Annotated in this window: 23 protein-coding genes; 9 read left to right on the top strand and 14 right to left on the bottom strand. The window is 64.9% G+C overall.

Going from position 1 to position 22430, the window contains the following annotated elements:
* Nucleotides 1–3 precede the first annotated feature (3 nt).
* On the bottom strand, nt 4–885 hold the full coding sequence (locus QJT78_RS15990) for a DMT family transporter (RefSeq protein ID WP_028147320.1): 882 nt from the start codon (nt 883–885) through the stop codon (nt 4–6).
* 146 nt (nt 886–1031) lie between these two features.
* On the opposite strand from QJT78_RS15990, the gene QJT78_RS15995 reads away from it, so the two are divergent.
* From QJT78_RS15995 to QJT78_RS16005, 3 genes are all read left to right on the top strand, one after another.
* On the top strand, nt 1032–1253 hold the full coding sequence (locus QJT78_RS15995; protein ID WP_038942678.1) for a dodecin: 222 nt from the start codon (nt 1032–1034) through the stop codon (nt 1251–1253).
* A gap of 276 nt (nt 1254–1529) precedes the next feature.
* Entirely contained in the window at nt 1530–2561 is a 1032-nt protein-coding gene (locus tag QJT78_RS16000; RefSeq protein WP_028147322.1) for a helix-turn-helix domain-containing protein, read from the top strand.
* A gap of 58 nt (nt 2562–2619) precedes the next feature.
* Nucleotides 2620–3285, top strand: coding sequence for an HAD family phosphatase (locus QJT78_RS16005; RefSeq protein ID WP_038942683.1), 666 nt, complete (start codon nt 2620–2622; stop codon nt 3283–3285).
* 377 nt (nt 3286–3662) lie between these two features.
* Here the strand turns inward: QJT78_RS16005 and QJT78_RS16010 are convergent, their stop codons facing one another.
* The 9 genes from QJT78_RS16010 to QJT78_RS16050 form a co-directional block, all read right to left on the bottom strand.
* Nucleotides 3663–5561 carry a TRAP transporter large permease subunit gene (locus QJT78_RS16010; protein ID WP_028147324.1) on the bottom strand — a complete coding sequence of 633 codons (1899 nt, stop codon included), beginning with the start codon at nt 5559–5561 and terminating at the stop codon, nt 3663–3665.
* Nucleotides 5561–6229: a TRAP transporter small permease subunit gene (locus tag QJT78_RS16015; protein ID WP_028147325.1), complete on the bottom strand. Its 669-nt coding sequence runs from the start codon at nt 6227–6229 to the stop codon at nt 5561–5563. Before QJT78_RS16015 ends, QJT78_RS16010 begins: the two co-directional genes overlap by 1 nt.
* A gap of 103 nt (nt 6230–6332) precedes the next feature.
* A complete protein-coding gene (locus tag QJT78_RS16020; protein WP_028147326.1) occupies nt 6333–7469 on the bottom strand; it encodes a C4-dicarboxylate ABC transporter in 1137 nt (378 codons plus the stop codon).
* 217 nt (nt 7470–7686) lie between these two features.
* Nucleotides 7687–8655 carry a dipeptide ABC transporter ATP-binding protein gene (locus QJT78_RS16025; protein WP_028147327.1) on the bottom strand — a complete coding sequence of 323 codons (969 nt, stop codon included), beginning with the start codon at nt 8653–8655 and terminating at the stop codon, nt 7687–7689.
* Complete coding sequence (locus QJT78_RS16030) at nt 8652–9647, bottom strand: ABC transporter ATP-binding protein (RefSeq protein ID WP_028147328.1); 996 nt, start codon at nt 9645–9647, stop codon at nt 8652–8654. The genes QJT78_RS16025 and QJT78_RS16030 overlap by 4 nt, the downstream gene beginning before the upstream one ends.
* Nucleotides 9647–10564: an ABC transporter permease gene (locus tag QJT78_RS16035; RefSeq protein ID WP_028147329.1), complete on the bottom strand. Its 918-nt coding sequence runs from the start codon at nt 10562–10564 to the stop codon at nt 9647–9649. Before QJT78_RS16035 ends, QJT78_RS16030 begins: the two co-directional genes overlap by 1 nt.
* Nucleotides 10530–11489 carry an ABC transporter permease gene (locus QJT78_RS16040; protein ID WP_028147330.1) on the bottom strand — a complete coding sequence of 320 codons (960 nt, stop codon included), beginning with the start codon at nt 11487–11489 and terminating at the stop codon, nt 10530–10532. Before QJT78_RS16040 ends, QJT78_RS16035 begins: the two co-directional genes overlap by 35 nt.
* A 30-nt stretch (nt 11490–11519) precedes the next feature.
* Nucleotides 11520–13310 carry a peptide ABC transporter substrate-binding protein gene (locus tag QJT78_RS16045; RefSeq protein ID WP_038942685.1) on the bottom strand — a complete coding sequence of 597 codons (1791 nt, stop codon included), beginning with the start codon at nt 13308–13310 and terminating at the stop codon, nt 11520–11522.
* 262 nt (nt 13311–13572) lie between these two features.
* Complete coding sequence (locus QJT78_RS16050; protein ID WP_028147332.1) at nt 13573–14991, bottom strand: M20 family metallopeptidase; 1419 nt, start codon at nt 14989–14991, stop codon at nt 13573–13575.
* A 284-nt stretch (nt 14992–15275) separates the two neighbouring features.
* On the opposite strand from QJT78_RS16050, the gene QJT78_RS16055 reads away from it, so the two are divergent.
* The 3 genes from QJT78_RS16055 (at nt 15276) to QJT78_RS16065 (ending at nt 17642) form a co-directional block, all read left to right on the top strand.
* Nucleotides 15276–16247, top strand: coding sequence for a S1C family serine protease (locus tag QJT78_RS16055; RefSeq protein ID WP_028147333.1), 972 nt, complete (start codon nt 15276–15278; stop codon nt 16245–16247).
* 35 nt (nt 16248–16282) lie between these two features.
* Entirely contained in the window at nt 16283–17353 is a 1071-nt protein-coding gene (locus tag QJT78_RS16060; RefSeq protein WP_028147334.1) for a phospholipase, read from the top strand.
* A gap of 82 nt (nt 17354–17435) precedes the next feature.
* Nucleotides 17436–17642: a hypothetical protein gene (locus tag QJT78_RS16065; protein ID WP_028147335.1), complete on the top strand. Its 207-nt coding sequence runs from the start codon at nt 17436–17438 to the stop codon at nt 17640–17642.
* Between the two features lie 78 nt (nt 17643–17720).
* Here QJT78_RS16065 and QJT78_RS16070 read toward each other — a convergent pair whose 3' ends face one another.
* The 3 genes from QJT78_RS16070 to QJT78_RS16080 form a co-directional block, all read right to left on the bottom strand.
* The gene (locus QJT78_RS16070; protein ID WP_028147336.1) at nt 17721–18380 is read right to left on the bottom strand and encodes a DsbA family protein; all 660 of its coding nucleotides are present in this window, start codon (nt 18378–18380) and stop codon (nt 17721–17723) included.
* 98 nt (nt 18381–18478) lie between these two features.
* Nucleotides 18479–18955, bottom strand: a complete 477-nt coding sequence (locus tag QJT78_RS16075) for a PaaI family thioesterase (protein ID WP_028147337.1) — start codon at nt 18953–18955, stop codon at nt 18479–18481.
* A 3-nt stretch (nt 18956–18958) separates the two neighbouring features.
* Complete coding sequence (locus QJT78_RS16080) at nt 18959–19384, bottom strand: acyl-CoA thioesterase (protein ID WP_014491606.1); 426 nt, start codon at nt 19382–19384, stop codon at nt 18959–18961.
* Between the two features lie 111 nt (nt 19385–19495).
* On the opposite strand from QJT78_RS16080, the gene QJT78_RS16085 reads away from it, so the two are divergent.
* Nucleotides 19496–20044, top strand: a complete 549-nt coding sequence (locus QJT78_RS16085) for a TetR/AcrR family transcriptional regulator (RefSeq protein ID WP_028147339.1) — start codon at nt 19496–19498, stop codon at nt 20042–20044.
* A 45-nt stretch (nt 20045–20089) separates the two neighbouring features.
* On the opposite strand, the gene QJT78_RS16090 is transcribed toward QJT78_RS16085, so the two are convergent.
* Complete coding sequence (locus QJT78_RS16090) at nt 20090–20572, bottom strand: hypothetical protein (RefSeq protein ID WP_038942687.1); 483 nt, start codon at nt 20570–20572, stop codon at nt 20090–20092.
* 199 nt (nt 20573–20771) lie between these two features.
* Between QJT78_RS16090 and QJT78_RS16095 the strand changes: the two genes are divergently transcribed.
* Both QJT78_RS16095 and QJT78_RS16100 read left to right on the top strand, forming a co-directional pair.
* Entirely contained in the window at nt 20772–21080 is a 309-nt protein-coding gene (locus QJT78_RS16095; protein ID WP_028147341.1) for a PsiF family protein, read from the top strand.
* A gap of 102 nt (nt 21081–21182) precedes the next feature.
* Nucleotides 21183–22268: an AbrB family transcriptional regulator gene (locus QJT78_RS16100; protein WP_038942689.1), complete on the top strand. Its 1086-nt coding sequence runs from the start codon at nt 21183–21185 to the stop codon at nt 22266–22268.
* The last annotated feature ends 162 nt before the right edge of the window (nt 22269–22430 follow it).

Raw genomic sequence — 22430 nt, forward strand, 5'->3', positions numbered from 1 at the left:
CCTCTAGGCCCGCTGCAACGCCAGCGTCACGCCGCCGAGCGTGAGCGCCATCGCCGCCCATTCGCGCAGGCCCAGCGGCTCGCCCAGGATGATCGTGGCGGAGACGACGCCGATCACGGGGACGATCAGCATGCCGGTCGAGGCCGAGGTCGGCGGCAGGCGGCGCAACGTCTCGAACCAGGTGACGTAACAGACACCCATCGGCACCAGCGTCATATAGACGAAGCAGCCGAGTCCCAGCGGAGTGATCGCGGTGATATCGGGATGCTCGAACAGGATGCCGAGGATCAGCATCGTGGCGCAGCCGAGCCCAACCTGCCAGGCGACGACCACGAGCGGCGGCATCGGCAGCGGCTTGCGGTTAAGCTCATTGCCGAGCGCGAACAGGATGGCGCAGAGCAGTGCGAGCGCGATGCCGAGCAGCTTGTCGGCGCCGAACGCAAAGCCGTTGCCGCCGAGGAGCAGCGCGACGCCGGCGACACCGAGGACGAGACCCGAAATATCCCGCATGGTCGGCCGCGTACCCAGCACCGGCCAAGCGAACAGCATGGCCCAGATCGGCATCGTATAGGCGAGCAGAGCCCCCTCGCTCACGGTCACATATTTCATCGCGACCGTGCCGAGCCCCATCCAGGCAAGGACGTTGGTGAGGGTCGCAAACAACAGCCGCGGAATCGCCTCGCGCGGAACGGCGAAGGATTCCTCCCGGCTCAGTGCCAGCGCGCCGAGAATGAGCGAGGCGCAGACGCCGGCCAGCCCGCGCGCGAATAGCGGCGGCCATTGCTGGAGCAGCAGCTTCATCAATGGCCAGTTCAGCGCCCAGCCGAACGCCGTCACGCCGAGGCAGAGAGAGCCGATCGTCCTGTCGCGCCGCGCCGAATCCATGGACAGCGCTTAGCAGGCGGGTGCGGCGCACTCCACCTCGGCTGGCGCATGCGGGCCATGGCGGACGATGGAACCGGGAACGCCGGTACCCGTTCAAATGGGAGCGGGTGGCGGTGGTGCCGCAACGCAAACGAGGGAGACGTACCATGCCCACAGCCGAGTCGGATCACGTCTACAAGATCCTGGAGCTGGTCGGATCATCCGAGACCTCCATCGAGGATGCGATCAAGAACGCGATCAGCCGCGCCGCCAAGACCGTTCGCGAAATGAAATGGTTCGAGGTGGTGCAGACACGCGGTCACATCGAGAATGGCGCTGTCCGCCACCACCAGGTGACGCTACGCGTCGGCTTCACGCTGGTGGGCTGACGCGGCAGACGCGCGCGAAGCCGTCATGCCGCGGCGACGTGGTTAACATCCGGCGATGAGAGTCGATCAAAATATCGACGACCTCATCCGGCGGACTACGGGGCTAACGCGGTGTGCACATCCGGCACATCGGCGCGCGCCAAATCCTGTCCGCCATCGCTTGCGCACTGATTTCTGAATGGCTACATCCCGAGGCGATGTTGGGGGGCCGCCGGACTTCGACGATCGGGTCCATGCGGTACGGCCTCATCGTGGGGCAATGCAGACGAGACGGCCGTGAACGAGACCATGTCGGCGGACATCCCGGGGCGCGGGGTGGACGCGCTGAGGCAGTTGCGCGCCATGACGGCCGACATCTGCGATGTCGTTCCGCTCACCACGGAGGACGACTTCCATGTCACCACCGTGACGATGATGACCCGCAATGCGTTGCTGGTCGATACCCGCGCGACCGACCAGGAATACGACCGGACGCCCGCGCACGTCGCCCGCGGTGCGATGGATCACTTTCAGATCACCCTGTGCGTCGAAGGCGAGATGCGGTTCAGCTCGGGCCGGCGCGAGGTGACGATGGGGCCCGGCGCCATCTGCCTGATCGACATGGCGCAGCCGAACCGGACCGTGTTGCGCGGCGGCGGCAGTCGTACCCGCCTGATGGCGATCATCCTGCAACGCGCCATGCTGGCACCACGGCTTGCTCATCCGGATTCGGCCACGGCAACCTTGCTGCCGTCAAACCATCCTCATACGCGCCTGCTTGCCAGCCATTACGCGGCGCTTACGCTGCCACCCGAGCCCGAGGCCGGCAGCGCCGAGGCCACGATCGAAGCGATCGCCGACATCGTTGCGGCGGCCGCCGGCGGGACCGCCGACATTGCGGCCGGCGTCGAACGCGCCGAGCGGCATCTTTATCTTGCGATGATCAAGCGCCGCATCGCGGACAATCTCGAGACCGACGCGCTCACCGCAGACGAATTGTGCCGCCACTTCCAGATCTCGCGCGCGACCCTCTATCGGCTGTTCGAGGCGGATGGCGGGCTCTCGCACTACGTAAGGGAGCAGCGCCTCAATCTCGCTTTCCGCCAGCTGATATCGCCATCCGCGGAGGACACGCGGCTGATCGACCTCGCCGTCGGCATGCGCTTCAGCAGCGATTCCACCTTCATTCGCGCATTCCGCCGCAAGTTCGGCTTGACGCCGGGCGAACTGAGGGAGCTGGCCGACAATTGGCTCCGCGAGACCGGTGCGGTCCCGACCATCGACACGGTGCTGCACCAACTGGCCCGGCGGCGCACCTCGCAGCCGTAGAGACGGTCCCGGATTTGTCCCCTGCGCGTAGTCGGGATATGACACCGATCACGGCCGGATGTTCGGCCAATCCGAGAGTGTTGCCGTGACTGATGGAATCAAGCTCGTCCTGTTCGACATGGACAACGTGCTCTGCGACTATGACAGGGCAAAGCGTGTCGCGTGCTTGGCAGAGCTGGCGGGGACGAGCAGCGCGTTCATCCACGAGGCGATCTGGGACAGCGGCTTCGAGTCGCTCGGCGATTCCGGCGCGCTCGATGCTGCGGACTATCTGCGAGGCTTCGGCGAACGCATCGGCTATCCGCTGTCGCTCGACGAGTGGGTGGAAGCGCGGCGCCGTTCGATGCAGGCAAATGCCGCGATGCTGGAGATTGTGCGCCGCCTGCGCAAGACCGTCGATGTTGCCATCCTCACCAACAACACCACGCTGGTCGCCGACCATATCGACGCGCTGCTGCCCGATCTGCGTCCGCTGTTCGGCTCGAGAATCTACGCCTCGGCCCGGTTCAATACGGCGAAACCGGACCCGCGCTGCTATCGCCGCTGCCTGTCCGAGCTCAACGCGATGCCGCAGACCGTGCTGTTCGTCGACGATCTCATGGCCAATGTTGCCGGCGCGCGTGAGGCGGGGCTGTTCGCGCATCGCCACACGTCGATGGAGGCGTTCAGGCAGGCCCTCTCGGAATATGGCCTGCTCTCGGAATATGGCCTGCTTCATGGATGAATATGCGTAACATCGTAACGTCGGTGAAGGCGTCCAGGCAGGCTCGGCCCGGGCGCGATCACCTGTCGTGGTTGGGGACCCATTCCTCCGCGGTCGAGTCCCAATGATGGGTATCGTCGAAGTGCCGCCACGGGGGCCGCTGTGGTTTGGGCTCAGCGGGTTCTTTGCGCGGTTGGGGCATGAGCGCGCCAAGCCTCATCGTCCAGTCACGGGCGCTCTGTTCCCAGTACGACCCGTTGAAGGGTGTCAGCATCGGGGCCTCCTTCAAGCAAGAAGCCTGGCCATTCTAGCACCATCGGAGGCATGTGGTGTAAGATGGTTCACGGTCCGGAATGAGTTTTTCCGCCCACTCCTTCGCCCAAGGGGCGGCCCGATGCTCAATTTCCGTACAGATAGTTCGGCAGCCACAGCGTCAGGCCGGGCCAGATGTACATGAACACCATGCAGAGGATCACGATCAGCATGTAGGGCATCATGCCGGAGAAGATCTGGTTGAGCGTGACGTGCTTTGGCGCCACGCCCTTCAGATAGAAGGCCGACATCGCCACGGGCGGCGACAGGAATGCGGCCTGGAGGTTGACGAAGACCAGCACGCCCCACAGGATCGGATCGATGTTGAAGTGCTTCAGCATCGGCAGGAAGATCGGCACGAAGATCACGATGATCTCGGTCCATTCCAACGGCCAGCCGAGCAGGAAGATGATCGCCTGCGACAGGATCATGAACTGGACCGGCGACATGTTGAGCGAGAGCACCCACTTTTCGAGTAGCGCCTGGCCGCCGAGGATCGCGAACACCGCCGAGAACAGCGCCGAGCCCACGAAAAGCCAGCACACCATCGAGGTGGTCTTGGCGGTCAGGAACACCGCCTCCTTGGTGCGCTTCCAGTCCAGCGTCCTGGCCTGGAACGCGAGCAGGAAGGCGCCGGCCGCACCCACTGCCGCCGATTCCGTCGCGGTGGTGATGCCGAACAGGATCACGGCGAGCACGACCACCGTCAGGATGCCGAGGGGCATCACGGACATGACCAGGAGCCGCAGCACCTCGAACTGCTCGGCCTCCATGGTCCAGTAATAATAGAGGAGCATGAGCGCGCAGATACCGGCGACGACGGCAAAGTAGGTATAGAACTCGGGCGGCGGTCCGGACTCCGCGGGCGCGGCCGTGGTCTTGCCCCGCAGCTCGGCACTGCCCATTTGCTGGAGCACCTCGGGCTCGTTCGTCGTGGCCCTCTCCGACCGGCTGGCGGCGCCGCCGAGCTCCTCGAGCTTTTCTTCGGCGCTCTCCTGCTGCTGGGCGCCCGCGCCGAGCGGCTGGAGCGTCTCCTCTGCGCGCGGCTGTTGCTGCGTTGCGGCCGCGACCGGCGTTTGAATGTCAGCCTGCTGGTGGATCACGACATACCACCAGGCGGCCCAGAGCGTTGCGAGCGTGAGGACCAGCGGCACCAGCGCATAGCCGAGGCTCCTCACCAGCGTCAAATAGGTGACGCGGGCGCCATCGACGCCGGCATTGACGATCCTGGCAGGCGCCAGCAGCGCCGTAACGAGCGCCGGTAGCACTTTGCGCGAATAGGCTTGCTGCAGCGTGACGATCCACGGACGGACCGGAACCTTGACTTCGCTTTCCGGAAGCTTCGGCGCAATCTTCGGATTGAGGAGTGCCCAGCCGACGATGTAGACGAGATAGAGGAAGGCCAGGAAGAAGCCCGGAAACATCGCCGCCGCGTAGAGCTTCACCACCGACTGTCCGGCCACGGCCGCGTAGACGATGATCATCACCGAGGGCGGAATCAGGATGCCGAGCGTGCCGCCGGCGGTGATGACGCCGGAGGCGAGCTTGACGTCATAGCCGGCCTTCAGCATCGGATTGAAGGCGATGACGCCCATCAATACCACGACCGCGCCGACGAGCCCGCTTGCGATGCCCCAGAACGTGCAGACAATCAGCGTCGCCACCGCGAGCGAGGCAGGCACGCGGCGGAAGGCGAGCTGGATCGAGTAGAACATCTTGTCGACCAGCGCGCCGCGCTCCATGACGTAGCCCATCAGCACGAATAGAGGGATCGAGATCAGGACGTCGTTGGTCATCGCACCATAGGTGCGCTGAACCATCAGGTCGAAGATGTGGTTGTCGCCCCAGGCTTCGCCCGCCCGGTGATAGGCGAAGAAGCCGAAGAACATGCCGAGCCCCATCAGGGTGAAGGCGGTCGGAAAGCCCATCATGATCACGACCACGATGAGGGCGAGCATCAAGAGTCCGAGTGCCGGATCGCTGATCATCCCTGCAGGTCTCCGCCCATGCCGCGCTGCCGCGCGCTTTCCTCGATGTCCTGTGCGCGTGCGATCGCTGCCTTCCGCGCCTCTTCGTCGACATGTTCGCTGTGCGCAAGCTGCTCCTCGATGACGTCGATTTCGGAGACATCGGCGAGCCGGCTCGGCCAAGTCCCCGTCTTGAGACAGAGCACGCAGCGGGCGATTTCGGCTGCCCCCTGCAGCAGCACCAGAGCGCCCGCGAGCGGAATCATGAACTTGAAGTGGTAGACCGGCGGCCCTTCGGCGGTGACATTGGAATGCTCGTTGATGCGCCAGGAATCCAGCGCATAGTCCCATCCCGCATAGACCAGCGCGGCGATGCCGGGCAGGAAGAACGCGACGTACAGCACGAGGTCGAGGCTCGCCTGGGTGCGCGGCCGCATCGAAGAGTAGAGGAAGTCGCCGCGAACATGGGCGTTCTGGGCCAGCGTATAGGCGCCCGCGACCATGAACAGGGTGCCATACAGCATGTTCGAGGCGTCGAAGATCCAGGCGGTCGGCATGTTGAGGATGTAGCGCTTGAAGACCTCGGCACAGACCAGTGCCATCAGGCCCACGACCAGCCAGGCCGCGAGCTTGCCGGTCCACGTGCTGATCGCGTCAATGGTGTACAGAAAGCGCTGCGCATTCATGTGCGTTGCCACCGCCAATCCTAGTGTCGCTGTTGTCTAGAGACAAGACAAGCGCCATCCGGGTTGCGGTCCCGGATGACGCTTCGATCGTGCGATGAGCCGGCTAGCTCTTCTTCTTGGCGTTGGGACCAAAATAGTGGGTATAGGCCATGCGGCGGCTGACCACCGTATCCTGCTCCCACTGCGTCGCCCGCTTGGCGAAGGCCAGTTGCGATTCGATGATCTCCTTGAACAGCGGGTTCTCTGCCGACTTCTTCTCGGCCACCTGGTCGAACACCTCCAACTGCTTCTGGAGGATCGTGTCCGGCGTCTTGTAGAACTTGACCTTGTCCTTGGTCTGCAGCTCCTCGTAGTCCCTGGAGTAGCGGTCGATCGCCTTCCAGGCCATGTCCTGGCCGGCCGCGTCGACAGCATTGGCGATGATCGCCCTCATCTTCTCCGGCAGCGCGTCGAACTTGGTCTTGTTGAACAAGATCTCGAACTGCTCGGCGTTCTGGTGGTAGCTCTGGAGCATGCAGATCTTGGAAACATCCGGAAAGCCGAGGACGCGATCGGATGTGGCGTTGTTGAATTCGGCCGCATCCAGGAGGCCACGGTCCATCGCCGAAACGATCTCACCACCCGGCAACGCGTTGACCGCTGCGCCGAGGCCAGTGAACACGTCGATGGAGATGCCGACGGTGCGGAATTTCAGGCCCTGGAAATCCTCCACCTTGGTCATCGGCTTCTTGTACCAGCCGAGCGGCTGGGTCGGCATCGGCCCGTATGGGAACGAGACGACGTTGGCGCCGATCGAGGCGTAGAGCTTCTCGAGCAGCTCCTTGCCGCCGCCATAGCGGTGCCAGGCGAGCAGCATGTTGGCATCCATGGCATAGCCCGGACCCGAGCCCCACAGCGCCAGCGCGTTCTGCTTGCCATAGTGATAGGCGAGCACGCCGTGCCCGCCGTCGAGCGTGCCCTTCGACACCGCATCCAGCAGGCCGAAGGCCGGCACCACAGCGCCGGCGGGAAGCACCTCGATCTTGAGGTCGCCGCCGGTCATGTCGTTGACCTTCTTGGCATAGTCGAGCGCGTATTCGTGGAAGATGTCCTTGGCCGGCCAGGTGCTCTGCCAACGCATGCTGATCTGCCCCTGCGCCAGCGCGATGGTTGGCGCGGCGACAGTGGCGGCCGCCCCTGCTGCGGCCGTCCTGAGAAAACGGCGACGCGTCGACGCGCCGTCCTTGCTCGTCCTCGTCATGATGTCCTCCCTCAGCGCGATCCGTGACGGATCGCCCCTTTTTTGTAGGGAGAAGACAAGGACTTGCGCCGGACTTTGGCAAGAAAGTTCCTGACGATGCGACGCTACGACGCGGCGGGCGTGCAGGACGCCGCCAACTCGCCTGTTCGAATTATTCCTCGCCTGTCGGATTAAATTAAGCGGCAGCGTAAAGGCGCCTGCTTGGCGCGCTGCACCATTACGCCAAATGGCACGCCACGAAGTGGCCGCCCGCCCCTTCCTTCAACACAGGCGCGCTTTCCGCACAGCGCGGCTGGGCGATCGGGCAGCGGGTGTGGAAGTGGCAGCCGGATGGCGGCTTCATCGGGCTCGGCACGTCGCCCTTCAGGCGAATGCGTTCACGCTTGAGCTTGGGATCGGGCACCGGCACCGCCGACAACAGCGCCCTGGTGTAGGGATGCTGCGGATTGCGGTAGAGATCGCTCGCTTTCGCCAGCTCGACGATCCGCCCGAGATACATCACGGCGACGCGGTCGGAGATGTGCTCGACGACCGACAGGTCGTGCGCGACGAACAGATAGGTGAGGTTCAGCTCGGCCTGGAGATCCTCCAGCAGATTGATCACCTGCGCCTGGATCGACACGTCGAGCGCGGATACCGGCTCGTCGCAGACGATCAGCTTCGGCTCGACCGCGAGCGCCCGCGCGATCACGATGCGCTGGCGTTGGCCGCCCGAGAATTCGTGCGGGTAGCGGCGCATGTGCTCGGCCTTGAGGCCGACCTTCACGAGCAGGCTGGCGACGCGCTCCTCGCGCTCCTTGGCCGACGACCCGAGCTTATGGATGATCAGGGCCTCACCGAGGATGGCGCCGACCGTCATACGCGGATTGAGCGAGGCGAACGGATCCTGGAACACGAGCTGCATGTTCCGCCGCATCGCGCGCAAATCATTGCCGCCGAGCTTGCGCACGTCCTGGCCGTCGAACACGACCTCGCCGTCGGTCGGCTCGATCAGGCGCAGCACGCAGCGGCCGGTGGTGGACTTGCCACACCCGGATTCGCCGACGAGGCCGAGCGTCTCGCCGCGATTGACTGAGAACGAGACCCCGTCCACCGCGTAGACGCTGCCGACCTGGCGCGACAACAGGCCGCCGAGCACGGGGAAATATTTCTTCAGGCCGCTGACGCGGAGCAAGGGCTCGGTCATGCCGTGCCTCCCAACTGCGTATCTCCCAAATGACAGGCCATGCGATGGCCGGGCGCGATCTCGCGCAGCAGCGGCTCCTTCTCGGTGCAGATGTTCATGGCAAACTTGCAGCGCGGGGCGAAGCGGCAACCGACCGGCGGATTGATCAGGATCGGCACCGAGCCGCCGATCGCTTCGAGCCTTGTCTTGTGCTCGCTGTCGAGATCGATGCGTGGGATCGAGCGGATCAGGCCCTGTGTATACGGATGACCGGGATTGCCGAAGAGGTCGTCGACGAGCGCTTCCTCCACCACCTTGCCGGCATACATCACGACGACGCGCTGCGCGGTCTCGGCGACGACGCCCATGGCGTGGGTGATCAGCATCACCGCCATGCCGAAGCGCTCCTTCATGTCCTGCAAGAGGTCGAGGATCTGCGCCTGGATGGTGACGTCGAGCGCGGTGGTGGGCTCGTCGGCGATGATCAGCTTCGGCCTGCAGGCGAGCGCCATCGCGATCATCACGCGCTGGCGCATGCCGCCTGAGAACTGGTGCGGATAATTGTGCACGCGGCCTTCGGCGTTGGGGATCTGCACCAGCTTCAGCATCTCGATGGTGCGCTCGAGCGCCTGCTTCTTCGTCACCGCTTCATGGCGGCGCAGGCTCTCGGCGATCTGCTCGCCGATGGTGAGCACCGGATTGAGCGAGGTCATCGGCTCCTGGAAGATGAAGCCGATCTCCTTGGCCCTGATCTCGTCGAGCTGACGGCTCGTCAGCGGCACGAGATCGCGGCCCTCGAAGATGATCTGGCCCGCCGCGATGCGGCCGGGCGGCATGGCGATCAGCTTCAGGATCGACATCGCGGTCACGGTCTTGCCGCAGCCGGATTCGCCGACGACACAGAGCGTCTCACCCTTGTTGATGGAGATGTCGACACCGTCGACGGCCTGCAGGATGCCGTCGTCGGTCGAAAAGTGGGTTTTCAGCCCTTTGATTTCCAGCAGCGGCGCCATCAGATCACCCGTCGCGCATCGAGCGCGTCACGCAAGCCGTCTCCGATGAAGTTGATGGCGACCACCGCGATGAAGATCGCGCCGCCCGGGAACAGCGCCCAGTGCGGGCCGATGTCGAGGAAATCCTTGGCGTCGTACAAGAGCCGGCCCCACGTCGGCGTATCCGGCGGAAAGCCGAGGCCGAGGAAGGACAGCGTCGATTCCGCGATGATGGCGGCAGCGACGTCGATGGTGCCGGCGATAATCACCGGACCGAGCGCATTGGGCAGGATGTGCCGCACCACCTGGCGCACTGGACTTGCGCCGAGCGCACGGGCGGCCTCGACGAACTCCTTCTCGCGGATCGACAGGAACTGCGCGCGCACCAGCCGCGCGACCGGCATCCAGCGCAAGCCGCCGATCACGAGCACGATCAGGATGAAGATGCCGCCCTCGGGACCGAACATCTGCTTCAGCCCGTCGCGGAACAGATAGATCAGCAGCAGCAGCAGCGGCAGTTGCGGCAGGGACAGGAAAAGATCGGTGAGCCACATCAGGCCGTGGCCGAGCGCCCCGCGCGACATGCCGGCGAGCGCGCCGATCAGGACGCCGATAAAGACCGAGACCAGCATCGCGGCAAGGCCGACCGCGAGCGAGATGCGCCCGCCATAGATCATGCGGGCCAGGATGTCCTGCCCGAGATCGTCGGTGCCGAACGGATGGGCGAGCGACGGCCCCTGCATGCCCGCCACGATATCGATGTCATCGATCTTGACCCGCCAGACGAAGGGGCCGGCCACCACCGCCAGGATCAGAATGAGGAGCAGAAACGCACTGACCACGGCGAGCTTGTGGCGGCTGTAGCGCCGCCACATCTCGCGCCTGGGCGAGTAGACGCGCCGCTCAGCGGAGGGAGATGCGAGGGTCAAGCCAGCCATAAAGGACGTCCGCGATGAGATTGAACAGCACGACGAGGCACGCGAAGACGAAGGTAACGGCCATCACCACCGGCGTGTCGTTGGAAAGGATGGAGGAGATCAGCAGCGAGCCGATGCCGGGGATGCGGAAGATCTGCTCGGTGACGATGGCGCCGCCGAACACGGCCGGCATCTGCAGCGCAATCAGGGTGACGACCGGGATCATGGCGTTGCGCATGACGTGCTTGACGATGACCTTGGCCTGCCCAAGCCCCTTGGCGCGCGCCGTGGTGACATAGTCGAGCCGGATCACGTCGAGCATCGCCGAGCGAACGAACCGCGTCATCGACGCCGCCTGAAACAGACCGAGCACCGCCACCGGCATGATCGCCTGCCGGATCATCTCCAGCACCCAATGGATGCCGGTGCCCTTGATGTCGGTCGTATAGACGAAAGGCAACCAGTCCAGCGTGACCGAGAAGATCAGGATGAACAGGATGCCGGTGAAGAAGGTCGGCAGCGAGAAGCCGACGAAGGCGAGCGTGTTGGCGATCTGGTCGAACAGCGAATAGGGCTTTGTCGCCGCATAGACCCCGACCGGGATCGCGATCAGGAGCGCCAGAATCTGCGCCGAACCGATCACGTAGAGCGTCGCCGGCAGACGCTGGAGGATCAGCGTATCGACGTTCATGCGGCTGACGAAGGAGAAACCCCAGTCGCCGTGCACCATGGCGTTGAGCCAGTGCAGGTAACGAAGGTAGATCGGATCGTCGAGGCCGAACTTCGCCCGAAGCGCGAGAGCGACTTCGGGCGGCACGTTCGGATTGGTCGCCAGTTCCGAGAAGGGATCGCCGGGTGCCAGGGCAAGCACGACGAACAGCACCAGGGAGATGCCAAGCAGACTCGGAACGGCGATCAGCAGACGACGCAGGACATACTGACTCATAAAGGACGATCCCGGTTTAGGCCTGCGTGATCATTCCTCCCGGTACCAGTCGAACAGATTGTCGGTCTCGTTCGCCCAGCCGGAAACGACCGGCCGCAGATTGTTGGCGGCCGCCTCGACCTTCAGGCGGTGCTGCACCGGGATGAACACGGTGTCCTGGTACATGAGGTCATTGGCCTTGATGTAGAGCGCCGCACGCTTGACCGGATCCATCTCGCCGTCCGCGGCCTGGATGGTCTCGTCGTACTCCTTGTTGACCCAGCGCGGGAAGTTGGTGCCCTGCCACTTGTTCTCCTTGGTGGCGACGAGGTTCGAAAGGTAGCGACGCATGTGCTGCGACGGATCGGGCTGGCTTAGCGGGATCTGGAACATCTCCATGTCGGCGTAGAACTTGGAATAGGTGTCGGGATTGCCGACGTCGGAGGAAAAGAACACGGAAGCGACGACCGATTTCAGCTCGACGTCGATCCCCGCCTTCTGGCAGGCCTGCTTGACGATCGCCTGTGTCTTCTGGCGCGGGCCGTTGATCGAGGTCTGGTAGAGGAGCTTCAGCTTCTTCCCGTCCTTCTCGCGGATGCCGTCGGCGCCCGGCTTCCACCCGGCCTCGTCGAGGACCTTCGAGGCCTTCTCCACGCTGAACTCCCACGTGGTGTTCTTGGACACGAATTTTTCCGGCCCGTTGAGGAAGTTGGCGGTGGTGCGGCCGGCGCGGCCGTAGATCGCCTTCTTGACCGACTCGCGATCGATCAGCAGCGAGAGTGCCTTGCGCACCGCGGGATCGGAAAACAACGGATGCTTGGTCTTCATCGACGAGCGTTCGCCATCGACCTCGGTGTTGGGATCGGTGAAGTTCAGTGCGATGAACTCGGTGTCGCCGCCGACCGCGTAGACGGTCTTTCCCTTGCCGCCCTTCTCCAGGCGCAGCAGCACGTCGTCCTCGACCTGGATGTTCCAGCCGAAATCATATTCGCCGGTCTGAATCACCGCGCGCGCGGCAGAGACCGCGTCGCCGCCGCCCTTCATCTCGACCGAATCGAAATAGGGACGGTTCGCCATGTGATAGTCGGGATTGATTACGCCGCGGACGAGATCGCCCGGCTTGAACTCGACGAACTTGTAGGGGCCGGTGCCGACCGGCGAGAGGTTGGTCGGCGCCTCCCGCGATTTGGACCCCATATAGTCCTTGAACAGATGTTTCGGGATGATGGTGTTGGGCGCCCCGACGAAGGCGTCGGCCCAGAACGGCGTCGGCTTGTTAAAAAGGATGCGAACCGTGAGGTCGTCCACCTTCTCGACCGTGATGTCGCGGAGCGTCGCGATCGTCAGGGCGGAGGTCGCCGGATCCTTGGCATATTCCCAGTTGAACACGACGTCGTCGGCCGTGAACGGCGTGCCGTCATGCCATTTGACGCCGGGTTTGAGCTTCCAGGTCACCGACTTGCCGTCGGCGGCGAGGCCGCCGTTCTGGATCGAGGGAATTTCGGCCGCCAGAACCAGCTTCATGTTGCCGTCGGGATCCCAACAGGCGAGGGGCTCGTAGAACAGGCGCGCGCCGTCCTGGTCCTTGGTGCCGGTGGCGAAATGCGGATTGAGCAGGGTCGGACCCTGCCACCACAGCAGCTTCAACGCACCGCCGCCGCCGCGCTTGGTCGGCTTGTAGGTCGAGGCGCCTTCCGCCATGGCGACGCCACCGAGCGCGAGGATCTGGTTGGCGAGGGGTGCGGTGAGGCCGACCGCGGCCATATGCTTGATGAAGGAACGGCGATCCATCCGCCCGTCCTTCACGTCACCGATCATCGAACGCAGTTCTTTATCCAGCATGGTTGTCCCCCGTCTGGTTCCCGTATGGATGCAGGCAGCCGCAACCGCGGCCACCGGGTTTTTGCTGGCGGTAGATGGCACACCGAATAGGCCGCGCGTCAACTACGACCATGCGTATGCAAACGGTGTTCTGGCTGTCTGTTGGGCAAAACTCTGTTCCGCAGCCCAAGCGTTCGGCAATCCGGCGCTAAAACGCGCCGGAATCCGCGCTGCACTGCGGAAAATTTGTTCGCGGCATCAGACGAAGTATCGAGGCGAAATTCTACGCCACGGACATGGTCAGCGGCGGCGCGACGTGGTCCGGCAGCGGACAGACGTAAGGTGTCTTCGCGGTCCGCTTCTGCAAGTCCGCTTTCGCGGCCTTGATCAGCTCCGGATCCGTCAACGCCTTGATGCCAATCCCGGCCATCGCCTTGGCCGCCTGCACCATGGCCTTGTGAGCGTGTCCGCTCTTGCCCTGCGCCACTACCTGCCAGGTGTGGAACGGCGTGCCGATTGCAACCGTGGGTGCGTGAACCTGCACGGTTGGCACCACCCAGCTCACGTCGCCGACGTCGGTCGAGCCGACCAGCGGGTTGCGCTTGGCATCGAGCGGCACCAGGAAGTCGGCCAGCGGCCGATCGGTCGGCTCCATGCCGATCGCGTAATAGACCGACGCGATGTCCTTGTCGCTCAGCGTGGCGCGGATCTGGCTGGCAAAGCCCTTGTCGGCGTCGTCGAAATGCGGTGGCCCCAGCTCTTCCATCACCCGGTGCAGTGCCTGCTCCAGCGGCGTATTCGGCAGGATGTTGGAGACCGCGGAGATGATCTTCATCTCGACCTTGGTCTCGGTCATCAACGCCGCGCCTTCTGCGATCTTGCTGACGCGTCCGACCAGCTCGTTCATGCCCGGCAGATCACGGGCGCGGATCGAATAGCGCACGCGCGCATGCGCCTGCACCACGTTGGGGGCGATGCCGCCGGTGTCGAGCAGGGCGTAATGCACGCGGGCGTCGCTCGGCATGTGCTCGCGCATGTAGTTCACGCCGACATTCATCAGCTCCACCGCATCGAGCGCGGAGCGGCCGAGATGCGGCGAGGCCGCCGCATGCGAGGTGCGGCCGGTGAAGATGAAATCCGCGCGCGTATTGGCGAGCGACGGCGTCACCGCGACTTCCCAGAAGCTGTGCGGATGCCAGGTGATGGCGATGTCGGCGTCTTCAAACGCGCCCGAGCGCACCATGAACGCCTTGGCTGCGCCGCCCTCTTCCGCCGGGCAGCCGTAATAGCGCACGCGGCCGGGCACCTTGTTCTCGGCGAGCCAGTCCTTCATCGCGGTCGCGGCGAGCAGCGCCGCGGAACCAAGCAGATTGTGGCCGCAACCATGACCGTGGCCGCCGGTCTCGACCGGACGGTGCTCGGTGACGCCGGCCTCCTGGCTGAGGCCCGGCAGCGCGTCGTATTCACCCATGAAAGCAATGACCGGACCGCCCTCACCCCACTCGCCCATCACCGCGGTCGGGATGCCCGCGACGTTCTCGGTGATGCGGAAACCCTGGTGGCGCAGCTCGGCGAGATGCTCGGCGGCGGACCGCGCCTCGGTGTAGCACACCTCGGGCATGCCCCAGACCCTGTCGCTGAGGTCGATGAAACGCGCCTTGATCGTGTCGACGCCACGCCAGATGTCGCTGCGATTATCCATGCTTCGGTCCGTGATCTCTTGGTCAAACGAAGCGGCAATGGTTAGCAGCTTCATTGCACCCCGCCTAGCACGTCGCGGGACAGCAGCCATGCGGCCGGTGCTGGATCGCGCGGCCGCTTGCCACCTGTACGGGCGTCCTGTGCCTGTCGAAGATTTCACGCGGCGATCTCCGGAATAGTTGGGAACGAGGCTTTCAAGACGGCCTCCTCCAGCCTAAATTATCAGTGCTTCGCGCGTCGTTCCGCCGGCCAAGGCGGAGCAATGCTCTCAGCCAGGAGAACTCCATGCCCGCCCTGACCGAATGGAGAGTGCCGCCGGCCAATCAGCCGCGCGCGAGCGATTACGGTTTCGATCTCGACCGCTCGCTCGCGTCCGTCGTCGGCCTGCACGCCATCATCCCGCCCGACGCTTTCAGTGCCGAAACGCTGGGCACCGAACGCGCCGGCAACGGCGTCGTGATCGACAACGGGCTGGTGCTCACCATCGGCTACCTCATTACCGAGGCGGAATCGGTGTGGCTGCATCTCGCCGACGGGCGCGTCGTCGAGGGGCATGCGCTCGGTTTCGATTCCGTCAGCGGCTTCGGCCTCGTGCAGGCGCTCGGTCACCTGGACGTCGAACCCTTGCCGCTCGGCAACTCGGCGAAAACAAGGGTCGGCGACCGTGTCGTAGTCGGCGGCGCCGGCGGGCGCACGCGATCGGTCGCGAGCCAGATCGTGGCCAAGCAGGAATTCGCCGGCTATTGGGAATATCTGCTGGACGAGGCGGTCTTCACCTATCCCGCGCATCCGAACTGGGGCGGCACGGCCCTCCTGAACGAGCGCGGCGAGCTGATCGGCATCGGCTCGCTGCAGCTCGAGCGCGAACGCGACGGCAAGGCCGAGCACGTCAACATGATCGTGCCGATCGACCTGTTGAAGCCGGTGCTCGACGACCTGCGCAAATTCGGCCGCGTCAACAAGCCGTCTCGCCCCTGGCTCGGGCTCTATTCGACCGAAATCGACAACCGCCTGGTCGTGATCGGGATCTCCTCCAACGGCCCCGCCGCGCGCGCGGAGCTGAAGACCGGCGATGTCATCCTTGCGGTGGACGGCGAGGAGGTGACGAGCCAGACCGCCTTCTACAAGAAGATGTGGGCGCTCGGCGCCGCCGGCGTCGACGTGCCGCTGACCGTGCATCATGAAGGTGTCACCTTCGACGTCACGGTGACGTCGACCGACCGCTTCAAGCTCTTGAAGGCGCCGAAGCTGCACTGACGAGATCGAACCGACATCAGGCAAGGAAAGCGGCGATGAGCGAGGCCGTCGTTGACGACATCGTGACCGTGCTGCCGCCGCTGCTCAACGCGCTGGAAGCACTCGGCTTCTTCACCCGGCATCTGCATCCGCCGGCCTTTGCCTCGGTGATGAATGCGATCGGCGCGCCCGACGCGGCGCTGCAGGCGGCGCACGCTGCGATCGGCGCCTGGCCCGAGCAGTTCACCGGGCTGCGCGAGCGGCTCGACCGCGCCTGCAACGAGACGCTCGCCGCCTTTGCCGGCATACGCGACGTCGAGCGCGGCAATGGCGATCTCGTCGCGGTCTTCCGCGCGCTGCGCCATCTGCCTCGTGCACAGGAGGCGCTGTATCCGCTGTCGACCCAGTTTCCGCCGGTGAGCAGCTTCTTCCTCAACGCCGCCAATCGCGAGAATGACGATCTGCTGGCGCGGCTGGAAGCCGGCGCGGGCGAACACACCGGCATCTTCCACGACCACAACGAGCCCGGCAGCCGCGGCGGCTTCTCGGTCTATGTGCCAGAATATTACTCGCCGGAGCGCGCCATGCCGCTGGTGATGGCGCTGCATGGCGGCAGCGGCAACGGCCGCGGTTTTCTCTGGAGCTGGCTGCGCGATGCCCGCAGCCTTGGCGCGATCCTGGTGGCGCCGACCGCGACCGGCCCGACATGGGCGCTGATGGGCGACGATAGCGACACGCCGAACCTCATGCGCATCCTCGACACGGTGCGCAGCCGCTGGACCATCGACGGCGCGCGCCTGCTGCTGACCGGCATGAGTGACGGCGGCACCTTCTGCTACGTCACCGGGCTCGACGGCGCCTCCCCCTTCACGCATCTCGCGCCGGTGTCGGCGACGTTCCATCCGCTGATGGCGGAGATGGCGGACGCCGTGCGCCTGCAGGGACTGCCGATCTTCATCACCCACGGCAAGCTCGACTGGATGTTTCCGGTACAGACCGCGCGCCAGACGCGGGCGGCCCTCTCCGCCGCCGGCGCCGACGTCACCTATCGCGAGATCGACGACCTCAGCCACACCTATCCGCGCGAGATCAACGCCGGGCTGCTGGAGTGGCTGAACCGTGGATGAACGGGTCGTCCTTATCTGCGCCGTACTGCCGCGGAACCATCACTACGGGCCGACGTTATCGCCCGCCACCGGAGGTTCGCAGATGCAGACGTTTTTCGGAATGATTTTGGGCGCGCTGCTGCTCGGTTGCGGCGTATACGTCTATGACTCCATGCAGACGTCGTCGGTCGCCAATGGCGAGGTCGCGACGACCAATCGCACCATCGTGAACTGGGACGTCGCCAAGGCCGATTGGGATGCGCTGCGCGATCGCGCGCACAGGGACTGGGTCCGCATTTCGTCGAAGTAACGACGCCGTATCACGAACAAGGCGCCGTCGCGGGTCCGCGGCGGCGCCTTTGCGTTGACGGCGATCGATGCGGTCGCGTCAGTTCATCTTGGCCTTGCGGGCATCGGCGATGACCTGCTCGAACTCGGTCATGCTGAGCACGCCCGGCACGCGGTACTTGCCGACGATGAAGGAGGGAGTACCGCTGAAGCCGAAGGCTTCGGCCTGCTCGTTGTTGCGCTTGAGGACGGCGTCGATGTCCTTGGCGCGGTCGGTGAGATCGCGCTTCAGGCGGTCCATGTCGACGCCGGCGGCCGCGAGCAGCTCGTTGATGCGCGGCTCTGTCAGGCGCGAGCTGACACCCATCATGGCGTCATGCGCCTGATGGTATTTGTCCTGGAATTTTGCCGCGAGCGCGATCCGCGCCGCGGTGACCGAGACCGGCCCGAGGATCGGCCAATCCTTCATCACCAGCCTGACCTTGCCGTCGTCCTGGACCACCTGGCGCAGCTCCGGCTCGAGCTTGCGGCAATAGGGACAATTGTAGTCGGACCATTCGATGATGCTGATGTTGCCGTCGGGATTACCGGCCACGGGAACATCGGGGTCGCGCAGCACTTTGGCTTCGGTCAGCACCTCGTCATCGGCGGCGGCCGCGCGCGCAGAGGTGATCCGACCTGCCGCAAGGGCCCCCGCCCCGATCAGCGTCAGCGCCGCACGCCGCGTCGCCACGAGGCCCTTGTTCCTGAATCCAGCCATATCTCGCCCCGTTTCGGTCCCATCGCTGCAAATACGGTTCGCGACCGGGAACTGTTACGCGTCATATAGAGCGTTGCGGGCGCGATGTCATCGCCATGCTATGCGCGGATCGCCGCCGGCGCTGGCGAAGCCGCCGCGCGGGGCAGCATCGCCATCAGCGTCGCGGTCATGGTGGCGATCAGCGTGGTGTTGCCCTCGTGCTCGGCAAAGGCCCTGGCCTCGCAGAAGGTCAGCGTGCGGCCGGGCTTGACCACCTCGGCCTTGAAGACGAAGCGCGTGCCGCGGGCGGGTGCCAGCAGCGTGGTCTTGAACTCGACGGTCAGGATGTCGGCCTCGCGCGGCATCAGGCTGAAGGCGGCGACGCCGCAGGCATTGTCGAGGCCCGCCGTGATGATGCCGGCATGGATAAAACCGTTCTGCTGCGTGAAGGCCGCCGAATGCAGCATGGCCAATTCGACCTCGCCCGGCGCGAGGCGGACGATCACGATGCCGAGCGTGCGCATCGCCGGCTGGCCGTCGAACATGGCAACGGCAGCAGCGCGATAGCCCGGATTTTTCGGCTCGAACGTGGCCATGGCTCAGGCTTCGGCCGGCTCGGCAAGATGCTGCAGAGCGACCGCGCGGATCGCATCCGTGAACGGCGCCGACTTCCGCTGGCTGCGGTCCATGTGCACGCCGGTGATGTCGCAGAACGCGGCGATCTCGCCGGTCTCGGCATTGGTCATGTCGTGCCGGAAGCGGATCGACTTGTCGCGGACCTCCAGCAAATGGCTGCGGATCTCGACGATGTCGCCGGCGAGCAGCTCCCGCCTGTAGGTGATGTTCTGCTGCACGGCGGCCATGCCGCGGCCGGAAGAGCGCAGATAGCTCGGCGTCAGCCCGAGGCGGGCGAACAGATTCCAGTTGGCCTCGTCGAATTTGCCGACATACCACATGATGTTCATGTGGCCGACATGATCGCACTGCCACGGATAGACCGTGCCGCGATAGGTTGCCTCCTGCATCGCAATTCCTCCTGCCGTTTTTCCGCCTTCTGATCATTGATACGGTAGCGTATCAGCGCCTCCGCGCGTTAGCAATACGGTACCGTATCAAGAACCGGTGAGGCTTCCTTCATGAACGACGGCAAGGGCGATGTCTGGGTCGAGGCAGGGTTTACCGAGCTCGCCCGCTCGGGGGTCGAGGGTGTCAGGGTCGAGGTGCTCGCCAAGAATCTCGGCGTCACCAAGGGCGGCTTCTACCGCCGCTTCGCCGACCGTGCCGCGCTGCTCGATGCCATGCTGGAACGCTGGCGCGAGGGACGTGCGGCGTCGATCGCGCAGCAGACAAGCCTCGATGGGCAAGAGCCCCGCGAGCGTCTGAAGGCGGTGATCCAGCTTTATTCCGAGCGGCTCAATCCGGAGGGCATGGCGATCGAGCTCGCGATCCGGCAATGGGCCCGCTCGGACGAAAACGCCGCCACGGCGGTCGCGAGCGTGGACGCGGCACGGCTCAAGCACGTCGCCGAGCTCTATCGCGCGACCGGCCTCGAGGCCGAGGCGGCCGAGGCGCAGGCCTTCCTGTTCTATTGCTTCATCTTCGGCCAGAGCTTGCTGTTCGTCGAGCGCGGTCCGCGCAAACGCTCGCAGCTCGTGGCGAAGTCGGCCGAGAAGCTGCTCGACTAGCGAAATGGCCGGAGCTTTGCTCCGGCCATCGCATCATGTCGAAGCTCAGGCGGCGCCCTTCAGCTTCTTGTTGCACTCGCTGTAATAGCCGCCGCCCTTCTCGATCCACTTCATGCCGCCATTGCCGTTGGTGGTCTTGTTGGCGTTGTACTGGTCGACGCAGGTGTGGAGGCGCGCCTTGCCGGCGGTCTCCTTGGCGTATTTCGGGTCGACCGCATTCGGATAGATCGCGGGTCCGGCCGGCAGGGTTGGCGCGGCAGCGGGAGCCGCCTCCTTCTTCGCCTGCTTCGGCTCGGCCGGCGCCGCCGGAGCGGCCGCGGTCGGCGCCGCGGCAGGCGTCGCATCCGCACCGCACTGGGCCTTGCGGAAGTCATTCCACTTCGTGGTGCCGAGCGAGCCGTCCTTCTTGGCGGCCTGGTATTTCGCGCTGCACTCTTGCGAGGTCAGCGCCTGCGCCGGCGCGCTCGCGACCAGCGCGGCAAAGCCCGTCAATGCAACCGCACACAGCAATTTTGATTGAATGGTCATCCTTGGTCCTCCTCCTTGGTCTTCCCCGACGGAAGCGAAACGAGGATTGCTATCCTAGCGTGCCGCCCGGCCGCGACAAGGAAGCGATGGCTCCTGCCGCCAAAATATAGTGATCCCCCCGGCTCGGATTATTCATGTCGCGTTCAGCAAGGCGAGCCGACGTTCCCAACCCTCCGCAATCTCGCAAGAGTGCACCACCATGACCTTCACGTCACGCCTCGCCATCGTCGCCCTGACCTCCCTGCTCGCCACCGGCACCGCCTTCGCGCAGACCGCCGCGCCGGCTGCCAAGACCGACGCCAAGACCACAACTGCCGCCGCCCCCGCCGCCGACAAGAAGGCGCCGAAGGAGCGCTCGGCCGAATCGCTCGAATGCTCCAAGCAAGCGGACGCCAAGGCACTGAAGGGCAAGGAGCGCAAAAAATTTCGCCGTGAGTGCATGAAGGAAGCGAAGGCCGGCACCGCCGCTCCCGCCGCCCCCGCCGCCCCCGCCGCCGACAAGAAGTAAATCCGTCACACTACGGCTCGGCGAGCATCCGTGAGAGGCGCGCGCATTGCGGCATGACGAGGCTGCAATTGTGTGCCTCTCGCTGATTTGCGATAAGGTGGCGTGAAGCAAATCACCGCCTCCCTGCCGTTCGAATGGCCAAGCCGTGCCAAGATCTTGAGCACGGTGGAGACGCTCGTCATCGGCACCGCCGGCGGCCTCGTGTTTCTGGTCGCCGGACTTCCCGGGGGACTGATCTCGGGCTCGATGATCGCGGTCGGGATCGCCGCGATCGCCGGCCGCCAGCTGGCGCTGCCGCCGATCCTGACCCAGACCGTGCTGGTGCTGCTCGGCATTTCACTTGGCTCGGTCGTCTCGCGCCATCTGCTGCAACAGGTCAGCGCCTATCCCCTCACCATCGGCCTGCTTGCGCTCGCCACCTTCTGCTCGACCTTCGGCTCGAGCTATTACCTCCAGCGCATCCATGGCTGGGACCGCACCTCGGCCTTCCTCGCCGGCAGCCCCGGCGCGCTATCGCAGATCACGATCCTGGCGGTCGAGCGCGGCGCCGACCTGCCCGGCATCGCGGTGGTGCAGACCATGCGCGTCATCATCCTCACCGCGGCGCTGCCGATGGTGCTCGCGTTCGCGGGCGTGGCGCCCTCCGTCGCGCCGTCGCTGACGACGACGATCGCCTCGCCGCTCGAGCTCGTGGAGCTGGTCGCGGCCTCGCTGGCCGCAGCGCTCCTGCTGCGGCTGATCAAGTTTCCGGCGAGCTGGATGTTCGGCGCGATGATCGCCTCCAGCGTGCTGCATGGCGCAGACTGGGTCGAGGGCGGCCTGCCGAACTGGGTGCGCGGTGTGGCGCTGATAGGCATCGGCGCATTGATCGGCGGCCGTTTCGCGCGGATGCGGATCAAGACGCTCGCCGGCCACATCCATGCGGCGCTGGGCTCGTTCGCCGTGGCCATCGCCGTCTCCGCCATCTTCGTCGGCATCGTCGCGCTCACCACGCAGGTGAAATTATCGGATGTCGTCGTCGCCTTTGCGCCGGGCGCGATGGACGCGATGCTGGCGCTCGCGCTCACGCTGCACATCGACCCGATCTTCGTCGGCGCCCATCATTTGTCGCGCTTCGTGTTCGTGACGATCGCGACCCCGGGCATCGTGCACCTGTTCGGCCGCACGCAGGTCGACGTGGATGATTGACGGGACGCAGCTCCCGTAGGGCGGGTAAAGGCGCGTTAGCGCTTTGCCCACCCTAGTACCCGGAATCAGAGCTGAGTGATACGGCGGCCTTTGAAACGGCGTTGACGGACCTTTTTCTTGGTCCAGACGAAGGGCTCGGCTCTGTCGTTGTATGCGTTGACG

Origin of the sequence: Bradyrhizobium sp. Mp27 (assembly GCF_029953005.1) — a bacterium.
In the GTDB taxonomy this organism is placed as follows: Bacteria; Pseudomonadota; Alphaproteobacteria; order Rhizobiales; family Xanthobacteraceae; genus Bradyrhizobium; species Bradyrhizobium barranii.